Genomic DNA, 15,687 nt, shown 5'->3' on the forward strand with positions numbered 1-15,687 from the left:
CGACATGAAAGCCATTCTTGCTCTTGAAGACGGCCGGACCTTCGAAGGGGAAGCCTTCGGAGCCACCGGCACCACCACCGGGGAGATTTGTTTCAACACCTCGATGACTGGCTATCAGGAGGTTGTCACGGACCCCTCCTATCGTGGCCAGATCGTGGCGATGACCTACCCGCAGATCGGGAACTACGGCATCACCACCGAGGACAACGAGTCCGCCCAGCCGCACGTCCGCGGATTCGTCATCGGCGAGCTCTGCAACGTGCCCTCCAACTGGCGCTCGACCCAAAATCTCGACACCTATTTCAAGGAGCACGGCATCCTCGGCATCGAGGACATCGACACCCGGTCCCTGACCAAGCACCTGCGCTCGCTGGGTGCCATGCGCGCCTGCCTCACCACCGAGCTGGATGCCGCCGCTGCCATCGAAGCCGCGAAGAACTCTCCCTCCATGGAAGGCTCCGACTTCGTGAAGGAAGTCTCCACCGAGAAGGACTACGCCTGGGACCAGGAATCCCGCAACTGGATCATCCCGAACGCCTCCACCGGCGAGCCCGGTCCGTATCAGGAACTGCCACCGGCCCGCCACCGCATCGTGGCCTATGACTTCGGCATCAAGTACAACATCCTCCGCCGCCTGCGCCAGGCTGGCTTCGAGGTGGATGTGGTGAACTCCCGCGCCACCGCCGAGGAAGTGCTCGCCAAGAATCCGGACGGCATCTTCCTCTCGAACGGTCCCGGAGATCCGGCCGCGCTCGATTACATCCATGAGGAACTCAAGAAGCTCATCGGCAAGAAGCCGATCTTCGGCATCTGCCTCGGCAACCAGCTCCTCGCCCACGCCTTCGGCGGCACCACCTTCAAGCTGAAGTTCGGCCACCGCGGCGGCAACCAGCCGGTGAAGGACCTCCGCACCGGCAAGGTGACCATTACCTCGCAGAATCACGGCTTCGCCGTCGATCCGGACTCGCTGCCGGACAATGTCGAGGTGACCCACATCAATCTCAACGACGGCACCGTCGAGGGCATGCGCCACAAGGAGCATCCCGTCTTCTCCGTCCAGTATCATCCGGAAGCCGCCCCCGGCCCGAACGACGCCACCTACTTCTTCGAGGAGTTCGCGGCGATGATTGATGCAACCAAGTAAAGAAACCGCGGCTGGGTGCGGATCTTCCCTTCATGGGTGATCCGTGGCCATTCGCCTCACTTCGCGTTCATTCGCGGTTAGAAACATGAACACAATCGTCACAGGTCTCCAATGGGGAGACGAAGGCAAGGGCAAGATCGTTGACTATCTCACCGAGGAGGCCGATGTGGTCGTCCGCGGCCAAGGCGGCAACAACGCCGGCCATACGGTCATCGCCAAGGGGACGAAGTACATTCTCAACCTGCTGCCCTCCGGCATCCTGTGGGATGACAAGCTCAACGTGATCGGCAACGGCGTGGTCGTCGATCCCGTCGGCCTCGTCGCCGAGATCGGCCGCATCGAAGCGCAGGGCGTTTCGATCACTCCGGACAAGCTCCTCATTTCCGACCGCGCCCATGTCGTGCTCCCCTTCCACAAGGAACTCGATGCCGCCCGCGAACTCGCGCTCGGCGACCAGAAGATCGGCACCACCAAGCGCGGCATCGGTCCGACCTATGCGGACAAGATCAACCGCTGTGGCCTCCGCATGGCGGACCTCCTCAACAAGGAGTTCACCACCGCGCAGATCGCCCGCCGCCTCGTCGACGCCAATGAAGTGCTCGCGAAGCACGATCTGCCGACCTTCACCGCCGAGCAGGTGATCGCCGAGGTTTACGAAGCCTTCGAGCGCCTCCGCCCGCACGTCACCAACACCATCCCGGCCCTTCACAAGGCCTGGAAGGATGACAAGGTCCTCCTCTTCGAGGGTGCTCAGGGCACCTTGCTCGACATCGACTTCGGTACCTATCCGTTCGTCACTTCTTCGAACACCACCGCCGGCGGCTCCTGCACCGGCACCGGCATGCCGCCGACCGCCATCGACCGCGTGATCGGCGTGTGCAAAGCCTACACCACCCGCGTCGGCTCCGGTCCCTTCCCGACCGGTGATGAAGGACTGTCCCAGTATCTCCACGATCTCGGCCGTGAGTTCGGTGCCGTCACCGGCCGCCCGCGCGGCTGCGGCTGGCTCGATACCGTGCTGCTCCGCTTCGCCTGCATGGTCAATGGCGTGACGGACCTCGCGGTGACAAACGTCGATGGACTGGACGCTTACGACACCCTCCAGATCTGCACCCACTACGATGTGGATGGCGAGCGCCACGATCTGCCGCCCGCCTGCCGCGCCGCTTGGGACAAGGCCGTGCCCGTCTATGAAACCCTGCCGGGTTGGAAGACGGACACCACCGGCTGCACCGAATACGACCAGCTTCCGGACAACGCGAAAGCCTACCTCAAGCGCTTCGCCGAACTCTGCGGCGCTCCAGTCAGCTTCGTGGGTGTCGGCCCCGACCGGGACCAGACCCTGGTGGCCTGAGATCAACCGATTCCCGAGAGGGGGAAGTTCCGCGCGGACTTCCTCCTTTTTCGTGTCCGCTCCGCGTGGCTGGGATTTCACCGGAATTTCATCCTTCTCCCGTCCCTTTCCAGCTATCCTGTCATTCGTGCCTGCTTCCGAAAGTTCCACTGTGCAATCCGCCTCTTCCATGGTTCAACCGGGCCGCGCTCCCATGGCTGCCTCGTCCGACAATCCCCGCCACATCGCCATCATCATGGATGGCAATGGCCGTTGGGCGAAGGAACGCGGTCTGCCACGCCGGGAAGGACATCGCGCGGGAGCCGAGTCGGTCCGTGAGGTCGTGGACGCCTGCAAGGAACTCGGCGTCGAATACCTCACGCTCTACGCTTTCTCCTCGGAGAACTGGAATCGCCCGGAAGCCGAGGTGAAAGCCCTGATGGCCCTGCTCGACCGCTTCCTCGATGAACGCGCCAAGGATCTGATGCGCCAGGATGTGCGACTGCAAGCCATCGGCCAGATCGAACGCCTGCCCGCCTCCACCCGCAAGCGGCTCGACAAACTGATCTCCAAGACCGCGGACAACAAATCCGTCACGCTCGTCCTCGCACTCTCCTACGGCTCCCGGGAGGAGATCGTCTCGGCCGCACGTTCGCTGGCCGCCGATGCTGCCGCCGGAAAAATCCGGCCGGAGGAGATCGATTGCTCCGTGTTCGCCTCCCGCTTGAACACGGCGGGCATTCCCGACCCCGACCTGCTCGTCCGCACCTCCGGCGAGCTCCGTGTTTCCAACTTCCTGCTGTGGCAGATCAGCTACTCGGAGATCGTGATCGTGAAGAAATTCTGGCCGGAGTTCCGCCAGGGCGATCTCTTCGAGGCGGTGGACGAATACCGCCGCCGCCACCGCCGCTTCGGCGCGCTCTGAAAAAGTAGCACAAGCATTCCTGCTTGTGAGTCCTCGCGGTAAACCGCTTGGAATCCCGACCTCTTTTCCCAAGAGCGCACGACCAGCCTTCCTGATAGACGTTCCTCCGTGCCCTTGCTAACCACGGGCACCCCCGATGGATACCGAAGCCAACGTGCGCCGCTACTGGGCGTTCATCAGCTACAGCCACACCGACAAGGCGTGGGCGGATTGGCTTCACAAATCCCTGGAACGTTACCCGTTGCCCAAGGATCTGGTTGGTCGCAAGACCCCGTCGGAAGACCCCGCACCGAAACGCTTCGTGCCCGTGTTCCGGGATCGCGAGGAACTGCCCACGGCCACCGATCTCGGTGCGGTCATCGCCAAGGCGCTGAAGCACGCCCGCTTCCTCGTCGTCATCTGTTCCCCACGCAGCGCGAAGTCGCAATGGGTCGAGCAGGAGATCATTTCCTACAAGCGACTCTATGGCGAAAACCGCGTCCTGTGCCTGATTGTCGAAGGTGAACCATGGGCCAGCGATGGCAAACCCGGCAGCTCTCCGGATCAGGAATGCTTTCCCAAAGCCGTGCGCTATCGCCTGGGTGCGAATGGCAATCTATCGGACCAACGCACCGAACCCATCGCCGCGGATGCGCGCGAAACCGGTGATGGCAAGCAGAACGCCTTCATCAAACTCATGGCCGGGCTCCTCGGCGTGGGATTCGATGATCTCCGCCGCCGCGATCAGGAATACCAGCGCCGCCGCGTGCGGATCTTCCGCGCACTAACAGGTCTCTTCGCCCTGCTCTTCCTGGCCGCCATCTCCGCCGCCACCTATGCGGCGATCCAGAAGCACAAGGTCCAGCAGACCCTCAGCCAGGCCGATCTCCAGCTCGCCCTGGTCGCACGGGACAAGGACGAGGTTTCCCAAAGCGCGGCCTATCTCGCGCGCTCGCTGCGATCCGATCCGGCCAATCGCGAGGCCGCCGTCGCCGCATGGTCATTGCTCGCCCATCGTCAACACCATGCACCAGTCGGTCCCGCTCTGCGTCATCCCAATGCCGTCGTGGCGGCCGTCGGCTCTGCTGATGAAAAGTGGATCGCCACCGGCAGCGGCAGCGAGGTCTATCTCTGGTCGCGACCGGATCACAAGCTGGTCACGAAGCAATCGCCCGATGGCTCACCCGTGACCGCCTTCTCGTTGGACACGGATAGGAAGGGCTTCGTCGTCTCCACCCGTTCGGGAAAGATCCATCACCTGTCCTTCGATTCACTCAAGCCATTTTCCGAACCGATCGCCACCGGTTCCGTGCCCGCGATCCAGGTGACATGGAGTCCGAAGGGCGATCAACTGGCCGTGGCTCTCGCGGGCGATGACGCCGGCAGCAATGGCGGCACCTTGGTGCGGTTCGCTGCGGATGGTCGCGAACTTGAGCGCATCCCCGCCACACATTTGGTTCCGAAGGTGATCGCTTGGTCGCCGGATGGTACGCGTCTCGCTGTCGCCGGAGATTCACCCAATGTGCTGCTCGCCACCATCGGTGAAAAGTCGTCCGCCACCCAGACACTCAAGTCCAAGCTGGCCGTAACCGGGCTGCACTTCATCACAGCCGATCAACTGACGACCATCGATGTCTTCACCGGTCTGCAAACATGGGATCTGGTGAAGGGCATCCCATCGGAAGCCAAGCAACTCGCGCCCAGCGTATCCGGTGCGGCCTTTTCTCCGGATGGCCGTTCGTTCCTCGGCACGCGCCGTGGCCCGGCCGCCTACGTGTACGATAGTAGCACGGGAAAGATCGCGACCGAACCCATCTCTCCCGGCTTCACGATTTCAAACGCCCGCTGGCTGGACAACCGGCATGTCCTCCTGACCTCGGAAAACGGACTCGCCCAGGTCCGGCGCATCCGGAATGCGATTCCCGCCGCCGCAGCGGTCTGCGTGCCGGACGGCTATCCGGAAGCCGTCGCCTTGCATGCCGATGGATTCACACTGGCGGTCGCCTACACGGAGGACTCGCTTGTTCGGTTCTATGATACCCGCACGATGACAGCGACCGGCCATCCGGTGCGTTTTCCATCCAAAGTGTTGTCGCTGGGCTTCTCCGACGATGGAAAGACACTCGCTGTCTTGGGATGGGACGGTCATCTCCATACCACCCGATGGGAACACGCGTTGAAGATTGAAACCGGCAAGGATCTCATCGCACCGCCCACGACTTCATCCTACAGCAAGGCGACGCTTGGCCAGTTCGCGCCGAAAGGCAATGTGCTCGCCATTCCCGATGGCCGGGAACTGATCTTCGCCGACCTCCTCACCGGCACCATCAAGACACGCAAGCAATTCGACCGCAAGGTGGCCTCCCTTGCCTGGACGGATGATGGATCGACTCTGCTGGTCGCCCGCGAGGATCAACTGCTCTCGTTCCAGCGCCCCGATGGTTCCCCCGCCCCCAACCGGCCGGTGATCCGTCTCAATGCCCCGGCTATCGAACTGGCGGATGGCGGAGAGCGCGTGGCCGTGCTGTCGAATGCGGACCGCATCGATTGTTTCGACAGTCACAGCGGGGCTCCCAGCGGCACCAGTTTCCAAGCTGGCGCCAATATCACCGGGCTGAAGTGGGATGCCGCTCATGAATGGGTCATCGCGGGTGACATGGATGGCCGCGCCAGCCTGTGGGATCCCACCGCCGGCCAGGCCCTCGGCCACCTGCCGCGATCCGGCAACATCTGGCACGGCGGTGTGACCTTGCCGGGACGTTCCGCCGAACTGCTGCGCTTGGATGAATCCATGACGGTCGTACCACTGCTTCCACCCGGTCGCGTTCCGGATTGGCTGCCATCCTTCCTGGAAGGATTCTGTGGCAACCGCCTCGCGGAGAAGAAGGACGACACGTTGATCGACGTGGACGCGTGGCGTTCCTCCGATGCTGCACCTTCGCCCGGCGAGAAAGGACCTTGGGTAGACCTCTACTATTGGCTGATGAATGATGCAGCCGATCGCCCTGCCGCACCAGGCTCGACCTTCAACGAATCGCAAACGCGCGACAATCTCATGCTGCAGGAGAAATCCGAGCAACTCATCCGCCTGCAGAAGACCATCCAGGAGGAATGGAACTCGAATGAAACGCCGCGCATGCAGAAGGCCGCGGATCTTCTCGACAACGCCATCGCACTCCTGCCGGGCAATACCGCCAATCACAAGGTGAAGGTGCTGATGGCCACCACCGTCGGAAACGCCGGACTCATCCGGAATGCGAACCTTGGTCTCGCCGCCGCCAGCGATGCCACGCTCATCGAGATCCTCGATGCGAAAGCGGAAGCCGCGAAGCAATGCCTTGCCATGACTCCGCCGCAAACGGACCAAGCCCGTGCGTTGATCGATGAGATCTTGAAGGAGAATCCGGAGCACGCCGCCACGCTCGAACTGCGGAAGCAGCTGAAGTAATCGACATAGCAACGGCCAACGTCCCGGCGGAGTCTGGATGACGGGACACCGCTCGCCCGGTGACGCCGATGAGGAGGCGAAATACCTTCACGAACTCTCATAAAAAAGAGCACCGGCTTGTTCGACATCGAGCATCAGAATGACTCCCGCTTCCGTGTGTTTTGAGACTTCCCCGGACCGGACGAAACCATACCTTTCGTAAAATCGAAGTGCCCGCAGGTTGTCCGGCATGACCTCGGCGCGAATCGTCCGGTAGCCGTTGGCCTGTGCCCAGTTCACCGCGAAGGAGAGGAGCTTCCGCGACAGTCCGCGTGAGCGCTGCTCCGGAGACACCCACATTTGGATAAGCTCCGTCGTGTGTTCGAATCGCTCATCGCGATACAACGCGGCCAGTCCCACCGGCCGTTCGTCGGTCGCAAGGAACGTCGCCCTATCGGAACCTCGGGCGCTTTGATCCGCCTGTGCATGCCAGCTATCGTCCGACCGGAGCATGGCGTCCACGAGCGTGGAGGAAAATGCCTCCGGCGAATCGCGCAGCGAGGCCAGACGAACCTCCTTGTAGAGCAGGCCTTCTCCAAGATTGATCCTTCGAAACGTAATCATCTTTCGGGTCGAATGTTCCAAGTGGACACGAAGCGCGGCCAACTTTGTGCAAACCTGCATTCCCGGGCAATCCGCAAACCGCAGCCGTGCCACGTCCGCCCCGGAAAAAATGAGGGGCGCGGTATCGGGCTCACTCGAGTCCGAACCGCGCCCCCCTCCCTCTCCTGTCGGAAAAATCAGGCGTCCAATCGCAGCGCCGCTTTCTGCGCGGCGGTCTTCCCTTCGTTCTTGCCGACGTTGTCGGCGCTGGTGAGACGCATGCCCACCGGCTTCGACACGCCGAACTCTTCCATCGTCACGCCATACATCACGTCCGCGCGGGCCATGGTGCGCTTCGAGTGGGTCACGATGATGAACTGGCTGTTGTCAATGAAGCGGTCCAGCACCTTGACGAAGCGGTTGATATTCGACTCGTCCAGCGGCGCGTCCAGCTCGTCGAGCACGCAGAACGGACTCGGCTTGATCATATAAATCGAGAACAGCAGCGCCACGGCGGTCATCGAGCGCTCGCCACCGGACAGCAGCGAGATCGACTGGAGCTTCTTGCCCGGCGGCTTGGCGATGACCTCGATGCCGGACTCAAGCGGATCATTTTCATCGATGAGCATGAGGTCGGCCTTGCCCTGCTCGCCGAAGAGTTCCTTGAACATGTCGCGGAAGTTGATGCGCACCTGGGCAAAGGTTTCGGAGAAGCGGCGCTTGGTTTCCTCGTTGATGCGCTCGATCACCTCCATGAGTTCGTTCTTCGAACGCATCAGGTCTTCGTGCTGGTTGCGGAGGAAGGTGTTCCGCTCTTCGAGTTCCTCGTATTCCTCGATGGCATCGAGGTTCACGGGCCCCATCGAATCAAGACGGCGCTTGAGATCACCGACGACCGATTCGACGAACGACCAATCAGGCTCGCCGGTCATCTCACCGGGGATCTCAATTTTCTCTCCGACAGCGGCATTGACCACCATCGTCTCCATTTCGTCCTCATCGCCATCCTCGGAGCTAACCACCGTCTGGCGACCGCCGCGGGCCTGCTGCGATTTCTGAGAAGCGATGCAGGAAAGCAGCGCATGGGCATCCGGTTCGAACGAGAGAAGCTCGACCTGATGGCGCTCGAGAATCGTCTGGACGAGACTTTCCAAGCGCAGCTCCAGCTTGGTCGCGGCGACTTCCTCGCGCCCCTTCTGCTCGGTGATGCGCGAGTGCTGGCGGCGCAGGTCGCCGAGCACGGACTCGGCCTGTTCGATGGCTTCCAACAGGCCGGTGCGGCTGGCAGAGCGCGAATCGATCTCTACCTGGAGATCCTCCGCTTCATAGCGGTGGGTCTCGCTTTGTTCGGCAAGTGCCGCGCTTTCGGCGGTGGCGGCCTCGATGCGTTGCTCGAAGGAAGAGATCTCCGACTCACGGCGCATGCTCACCTCGCGCAATTCGGCGAGGCGGGCTTCCATCGGACGCTGTTGTTCCTCGGCGGCCTGCTTGGCGCGACGCTCAACGGCGAGTGAGGTGCGGAGTTCGTTGAGGCCTTCGGCAAACTCGGCTTCGCGGCGTGCAGCCGAATCGGCCTCGGTCTGAAGACGGCGCTGGTCGCTATCGAGGCCTTCAAGGCGCTCACGTGCGGAAGCGAGTTCGTTCTCCAGCGACTCGCGGGCCTCGGCGGCGGCGCGTTCGCGCTGGTCGAGTTCACCACGTTCCCAGCGGACGTTCTCCAGCTTGGTCTCGTAGTTTTCCACCTCGCGGGTGGCGAGCGTAAGCTGGCCTTGCAGGGTGGAAACCTCCACCTTCTGGCGCTGCAGTCGCTCGCGGGAGACTTCCACCTCCTCCTGCGTTTCGGTCAGTCGGTGTTCGAGTTCTTCCACGCGGGCGCGGGCTTCTTCCTCAGAGCGTGTGAGCTCGGCGACTTCGGTTTCGAGCGAACGAACCTCATTCTGACGCTCCAGCACGGAGGCCGAGCCATCACCGGCGGCACCGCCGCGGATCACACCTTCGGCACCGAGCAGCTCACCATTCAACGTGGCGAACGTGGTGCCCGGCAGTGAGCCGCGCAGCTTTACGGCGGTCGCGAGATCCGGAACAATGAGCACGTGATCGAGCAGGCGTTCCAGCACGGCGGTCACGCGGCTGTCCGACTTCACGCGATCCAAAGCCCAGGCCACCGCACCTTCCGGCAGCGATTGCATCTGGGTGCCAGATGCATGGCCGATGAACTCCGTCGGCAGCACCGCAGCCACGCCGAGCTTCTTCTCGGCAAGGCGGCCGATGATCTCTTCCGCCAGCTTGGCCTCGGTGACGAGCACGGCTTGGAGATGACCGCCGAGCGCGGCTTCGATCGCACGGGCGCAACTGTTGTCCGCCTCGATCAGACCAGCGAGCACGCCGAGCAGACCCGGCTTGAAATGATCCGGTTGGTCCAGACCACCCAGCACGCTGCGTGTGCCCTTTTCAAAGCCTTCGCCGCTGGCCACGAGCTGGCGCACCACATCGAGACGCGATGAACGCTGGGCCAGCACCTTGTGCACCTCCGCGGCGGCGGTGCGTGCGGCATCGAGATCGCCACGGGTGTGTTGGAACGTGCGCTCCGCCTTCTGGAACGCTTCCTCGAACTCGGTGATGCGCGCGGCGTTCTCCGAGACTTCATCCTGGAAACGCATCTGCTCGGCGCGGAACTCCTCCAATTCCAGCATCAGGCGCTCTTCTTCTTCGCCGAGCTGACGGGCACGTTCACGGGTGCCTTCGAGCTGCGACAGCGCGGCCTCGATGCGGGCCTGATGCGACGCCACCAGCGCCTGCGTGCGGTTCGCCTCGCCGCGGGCCTCACGCAGGTTGTTCTCGATCGACTCACGTTCGGCTTTCGAAAAACGGCTGCGCTCCTCGTGTTCGGCGAGCTGGTTTTCCTGCTCGATGATGCGGCGGGTCAGCGACTCCAGCTCTTCATTGGCGGAAATGAATTCGAACTCCTGGCGGGCAAGCTTCTCGCGGGTGTCCTCGATGTCCTCATGGTTCTGGCGGATGCGGCTCTCCAGCTCGGCCTTGCGCTCTTCGTTAAAGGCGATGCGGCCTTCGGCGGCGGACAAGGCATTGCGATGCTCATTGAGCTGCTGGCGGAGTTCGGCCAACTCGCCTTCGAACGCACGGGCGGCGGCGCGGGCTTCGCTAACGGTCTCTTCCTTCGCCGGAAGCTGCTGCTCGATCTCGGCCTCACGCACCTCAAGGCCTCGCACAGAGGTCTTCAGCTCTCCGAGTTCCGCGGTGATTTCCACGAACTTCTTGTGCCCGAGATGGGTATCGAGAATGCGGACATCACCGGCGAGTGCCTGGTAACGGCGTGCCTTCGCCACCTGGCGCTTGAGCGAGTTCATGCGGCGGTCCTGCTCCGCGAGCACGTCGGACACACGCAGCAGATTGGCTTCGGTGTATTCCAGCTTGCGAAGCGCTTCCTTTTTCTCGCGCTTGTACTTGGTGATGCCCGCGGCCTCTTCGAACACCATGCGGCGCTCTTCCGGCTTCGAGGAAAGGATCTGGTCGATCTGGCCCTGCGCCATGATCGAGTAGGCGGTGCGGCCGATGCCCGTGTCCATGAGCATGTCATGGATGTCCTTCAGGCGGCACAGCGTGTTGTTGATGCGATACTCGGAGCGACCGTCACGATACACGCGGCGGGTGATCGAGACCTCATTGTAGTCCACCTTCAGGGCCTCTTCGCAGTCGGCCATGGTCAGGGTCACCTCGGCCATGCCCAGCGGCTTGCGGCGCTCGGTGCCATTGAAGATGACGTCCGCCATTTCACCGCCGCGCAGCGCCTTGGCGGAGGTTTCCCCCAGCACCCAGCGGATCGCGTCCACCACGTTCGATTTGCCACAGCCGTTTGGACCGACAATGCCGGTCACGCCGCGGTCGAACTCGATCAGGGTCTTGTCGGCGAACGACTTGAAGCCGTGGATTTCGAGAGTCTTTAGATACATCCGGACAGGAGGGTTGGAGGTTGCCCCGAGAGGGATGGGGTGAGGTCAGAATAACCGCCTTTTCCACCCCTGCAATCCAACAGCCGAAAACCACACTGCATCTTGTGTTGTTTTCCTGACAAAATACCCACCTGTTGAGAATTGTGAAATTAAGGATTTCCGTAATAAATCGCACATTCCACCGGAAAAGCAAAACCCCATCCGCCGCGGAGAGCGACGAATGGGGCGGAAATCGGGAATTCAATGACGCTCAAACCAGTTCCGGCACGTCGATCCAGCGGCCTTCGTGGTGGGACTTCCAGCTCAGTTCGGCAAGCTGGACGCCCTTGGCGCCATCGAGCAGCGACCAGCGGAACGGCTCATCGGCGACAACGTGCTTGAGGAACAGCTCCCACTGGATCTTGAAGGCGTTTTCGAAATTCACCTGGTCCGGCACTTCGGTCCAGCGGTCGTAGTAGTTGATCGGGCTGTCGATGTCCGGGTTCCACACCGGGCGCGGCGTGACGCTCTGGTGCTGGACCCAGCACTTGCGGAGGCCGACGATGGCGGAGCCTTCGGTGCCGTCCACCTGCATGGTGAAGAGGTCATCGCGGCGGACACGGACGTTCCATGAGGAATTGAACTGGCAGGTGATGCCGGTTTCGGTCTCGAAGATGGCGTAGGCGGAATCGTCCGCGGTGCAGTCGAAGGCCTTGCCGCTTTCGTCGTAACGCACCGGGATGTGGGTGGCGGCCTTGCAGAAGACACGGTTCACATTGCCGAAAAGATTGTCGATCACGTAGCGCCAGTGGCAGTGCATGTCGATGATCATGCCGCCGCCGTCTTCCTCGCGGTAGTTCCAGCTCGGACGTTGGATCGGCTGGCCTTCGTGCTCGCCGGTGAAGACCCAGTAGCCGAACTCACCGCGGACGGAAAGGATCTTGCCGAAGAAACCCTGCTCCTTGAGAAGCTGGAATTTCCGCAGGCCGGGCAGCCACAGCTTGTCCTGCACCACGCCATTCTTCACTCCGGCGGCCTCGGCCACACGGGCGATGCGGACGGCTTCATCGAGCGAAACCGCGGTCGGCTTCTCGCAGTAAATGTGCTTGCCCGCGGCGATGGCCTTCTCAAGGAAGCCGACACGATAGGGCGTGCCGGAGGCATCGAAGAAAATTTCATTGTAGGAATCCGCCAGCACGGCATCGAGGTCCGTGGACCAACGCTCGACGTTGTATTTCTTTGCAAGACCCTGGAGCTTGTCGGCATTGCGGCCGGTGAGAATCGGGTCCGGGATCACGCGGGTGTCACCACAAACCACGCCGCCCTGGTCACGGATGGCGAGGATCGAGCGCACGAGGTGCTGGTTGGTGCCCATGCGTCCGGTGACGCCGTTCAGAATGATGCCGATGGTGCGGGTGTTCATGAGTGGTGGGTATATTTGAAAATTGGCAGCAATTTTTGAGAGCGGATGATTTGGCGGAGAGTCACATGGTTTTCATAGGTCCGCGCAGGAGGCGGCGATCTTGTCGAGGAAGACGTGCTGGTTCTCGGCCCAGTATTTGCGGGAGAAAATCTCGACCTCGGTGAGGCCGTTGAAACCGGCGGCCTTCACCATTTTCGCGATGCGGGCGGAGGCATTCACGCCCTCACCGGGCAGGCCGCGATCAAGGAGGACATGATCGAAGTCCGGCTTGAACTCGCAGACGTGGAAAGCGAACAGCCGCCCCTTGTCCGCGCAAGTTTGGATCTGCTGTTCCAGATCACGCTCCCACCAGATGTGGAAAACATCCGCCGCCACGCCGACGAGCGGATGATCGAGCTGGTCGCACAGCCAGTTCGCATCGCGCATGGAGGCCACGGCACACCGATCACCGGCATACATCGGATGCAGCGGCTCGATGGCCAGCTTGATCCCGGCGGCCTCGGCGGCTGGCAGGATGGCGGCGATACCCTCGGCGATCTGTTCGAAATTCTCGACCGGCCCCTGCCCCACCGTCGCGCCACTGACCAACACGATCATGGGCAGACCCAGTGCCTCGCATTCCCTGATCACCGCGAGATTGTCATCAATCCCGCGTTGGCGCGCACCAGCATCCAATCCCGTGAAGAAACCGCCGCGGACGTACGACACCCCTCGTAGCCCGCTGTCCGCGATCTTCCTGCGGACGCGGCCGAGATCCTCGCCCGCAACCGTTTCCCGCCAGACAGACAGCCCGCCGAATCCCCGCCGTGAGTAGTGTTCGACGCATTCGTCGATGGACCACGGCTTGTTGGTGAAGGTATGGATCGCGAGCTGGTCTGGAGTCATCAGGAGGTGGGAAAGGTCGATTGCCCCGGCAGCAGCAATCCGGTGATGCGGATGCACTGCGGCATGGGCGTGGATTCAATGATGCGGTTGGCGAGTTCGCGTCCCGCCTGGAAGGCGAACTCATGCACCGGCATCTTCACGGTGGTGAGGAGCGGACGGGCGAGGCCGCGGACCGGCGAGTCATCGAAGCCGGTCACCTGGCACTGTTCCGGCACGGAGATGCCCGCGCGGGCCAGCTCGGCGAGCACGGCGGTGGCGACGAGGTCGTTCACGCAGAACAGCACGTTGAACTGCGCCGCCAGCTTCTTCACCGAGGCGGTGTCGATGGATTTGAAGTTCTCGAAGTAGGCGACCTGCTTCTCGTGATCCGGAGCGAGGCCGCGGGCGGCGAGCGCCTTGGTCCAACCTTCGAGGCGTTCGCGAAAGACCACGTTGGCGCTCTCGATGCCGATGAAGGCGGCCTTGATCTCCTTGCCCTTGGCACCGGTGATCACGTGTTCGACCAGATCCCCCATGCCGCTGGCATAGTCGGAGGTCACGCACGGCACCCCGGTGAGATTGCGGTTCAGCACCACCACGGGAATCGAGCGCTTCTTGAGCGTGGCCAGCACCGAGGCATCCGGCTCGTGGAAGGCGAAGATGAAAGCGTCCGTGTCCCCGCCCTTCTTGTGCGGGAAGGGATCGTAGTTCTCACCGCCGGTGTCGCAGATCAGGTTGCAGCTCGAGGGAGCGAGGCCCTCGCGCAGACCAATGATGAGCTGTTCGAAATCATAGAACAGCGCGCGCTCCGGATTGTCGTGATGCGGCAGCACCAGGCGCACGCTGAGGATCGCCCGGCCACGGTGGCGGCGGACGGTACGACGCTCGAAGCCAAGCTCGCGCGCCACCTTCTCCACCCGTTCCCTCACGTCATCACTGACGAGCCGCGACCCCTTCAGGGCGCGTGAAACGGTGGAAGCGGAAACGCCGGCTTCGGCTGCGATGTCGTAAATGGTGGCCATGTTTAGAACGAGTACCCGAGACGCGAGGCACAGTCCATAATGATCCCTGCCTCCCACTCGGGACGGCGCGGGCACTGCGGGTGCGGCTCGGAAGACGGGATCCGGCCTATCAGATGCTGGAAAACCGCGCAACTGTGCTTGTAGGCCGGGACGGGCGCCCGGAAGCCCACATTGCCAAGGTATTGCAGCGCGTCATTGAGCGCGAAGTAGCGGTCGTCGCCCGCTTCCCAGTAAGCATCGCGTTCGGCGAACTTCTCCGGACAGAACGCCGCGAGGCCGAGCAGGTAATCCGAGCCGTATTCGACCATGTCGATGCCGAGGTCGTTGCCGGTGAAGATCATGAACTCCGGGCGGATCTCGTCGCGGATCTCCAGACGGCGCAGCTCCATGCCGCGATCCAGGGAGGAATGTTTCATGCCCTTCAGCTCCGGAATCTGGATCAGTCCACGGACCGTCTCCTCGTCATAAATCATGCCATTCGGCGCGAACATCCGGCCAAGTTCGAAGCCGAAGACCGAATCGTAGCCCTTGCAGACCTTCGCGTAGAGATCAACGATCCCGGATGGCGACCAATCGTGGAAACGCGTGGTCTGGAACAGGATCGGCGTGCCCCCGAAGGACACGATCTCATCCATCTGGCGGCGGTAGAGATCGACGAGATCCCCTTCCAAGCCCTCCACGAAGACTCCGGCCACGAAGTCGCGGCGGCCCTGGATGACGCCCTTCGTCCAGCCGAGCACCATGGTGCGCTCTTCCGCGGTGAGATAGTTCGCATAGCCGGTGTCCATGTTCACCGCACAGCCGAGGCCGGCATCGGTGGTGCGGGCGACGGCTTGCTCGAAAGCCTCACGGGCGATGGTGCCATCCGCATTGAACGGAAGCAGGCAGGCGGCGTAACCGGTGATCTTGCGGCGGAGCCGGCGGGCGGCGTGGCGGGATTCAATGGACATGGAGAATGGGAGGCGGTTTTGTTGCGTGCAATTAATGCGTGTGCTTGAGAGTAGTTACGGGGAAGAC

At 62.3% G+C, this 15,687-nt stretch carries 10 protein-coding genes; 4 read left to right on the top strand and 6 right to left on the bottom strand.

The window, feature by feature from the left end:
• The first annotated feature begins 4 nt into the window (after positions 1 to 4).
• The 4 genes from carA (at position 5) to KBB96_RS06795 (ending at position 6,829) form a co-directional block, all read left to right on the top strand.
• On the top strand, positions 5 to 1,144 hold the full coding sequence (carA, locus tag KBB96_RS06780) for a glutamine-hydrolyzing carbamoyl-phosphate synthase small subunit (protein WP_211633827.1): 1,140 nt from the start codon (positions 5 to 7) through the stop codon (positions 1,142 to 1,144).
• A gap of 85 nt (positions 1,145 to 1,229) precedes the next feature.
• Positions 1,230 to 2,498, top strand: coding sequence for an adenylosuccinate synthase (locus tag KBB96_RS06785; RefSeq protein WP_211633829.1), 1,269 nt, complete (start codon positions 1,230 to 1,232; stop codon positions 2,496 to 2,498).
• A 193-nt stretch (positions 2,499 to 2,691) separates the two neighbouring features.
• Complete coding sequence (uppS, locus tag KBB96_RS06790; protein ID WP_211633830.1) at positions 2,692 to 3,402, top strand: undecaprenyl pyrophosphate synthase; 711 nt, start codon at positions 2,692 to 2,694, stop codon at positions 3,400 to 3,402.
• A 136-nt stretch (positions 3,403 to 3,538) separates the two neighbouring features.
• On the top strand, positions 3,539 to 6,829 hold the full coding sequence (locus KBB96_RS06795; RefSeq protein WP_211633831.1) for a toll/interleukin-1 receptor domain-containing protein: 3,291 nt from the start codon (positions 3,539 to 3,541) through the stop codon (positions 6,827 to 6,829).
• Positions 6,830 to 6,916: 87 nt separating this feature from the next.
• Here the strand turns inward: KBB96_RS06795 and KBB96_RS06800 are convergent, their stop codons facing one another.
• From KBB96_RS06800 to KBB96_RS06825, 6 genes are all read right to left on the bottom strand, one after another.
• The gene (locus tag KBB96_RS06800; RefSeq protein WP_211633832.1) at positions 6,917 to 7,453 is read right to left on the bottom strand and encodes a GNAT family N-acetyltransferase; all 537 of its coding nucleotides are present in this window, start codon (positions 7,451 to 7,453) and stop codon (positions 6,917 to 6,919) included.
• 155 nt (positions 7,454 to 7,608) lie between these two features.
• Positions 7,609 to 11,382, bottom strand: a complete 3,774-nt coding sequence (gene smc / locus KBB96_RS06805; protein WP_211633833.1) for a chromosome segregation protein SMC — start codon at positions 11,380 to 11,382, stop codon at positions 7,609 to 7,611.
• A 250-nt stretch (positions 11,383 to 11,632) separates the two neighbouring features.
• Positions 11,633 to 12,784: a Gfo/Idh/MocA family protein gene (locus tag KBB96_RS06810; protein ID WP_211633834.1), complete on the bottom strand. Its 1,152-nt coding sequence runs from the start codon at positions 12,782 to 12,784 to the stop codon at positions 11,633 to 11,635.
• A 72-nt stretch (positions 12,785 to 12,856) separates the two neighbouring features.
• Positions 12,857 to 13,669 carry a sugar phosphate isomerase/epimerase family protein gene (locus tag KBB96_RS06815; RefSeq protein WP_211633835.1) on the bottom strand — a complete coding sequence of 271 codons (813 nt, stop codon included), beginning with the start codon at positions 13,667 to 13,669 and terminating at the stop codon, positions 12,857 to 12,859.
• Positions 13,669 to 14,670, bottom strand: a complete 1,002-nt coding sequence (locus KBB96_RS06820) for a LacI family DNA-binding transcriptional regulator (RefSeq protein WP_211633837.1) — start codon at positions 14,668 to 14,670, stop codon at positions 13,669 to 13,671. Before KBB96_RS06820 ends, KBB96_RS06815 begins: the two co-directional genes overlap by 1 nt.
• A gap of 2 nt (positions 14,671 to 14,672) precedes the next feature.
• A complete protein-coding gene (locus KBB96_RS06825; protein ID WP_211633838.1) occupies positions 14,673 to 15,620 on the bottom strand; it encodes a dihydrodipicolinate synthase family protein in 948 nt (315 codons plus the stop codon).
• Positions 15,621 to 15,687: the final 67 nt, after the last annotated feature.

The sequence above is a fragment of the Luteolibacter ambystomatis genome, from assembly GCF_018137965.1.
GTDB classification, from domain to species: Bacteria; Verrucomicrobiota; Verrucomicrobiia; order Verrucomicrobiales; family Akkermansiaceae; genus Luteolibacter; species Luteolibacter ambystomatis.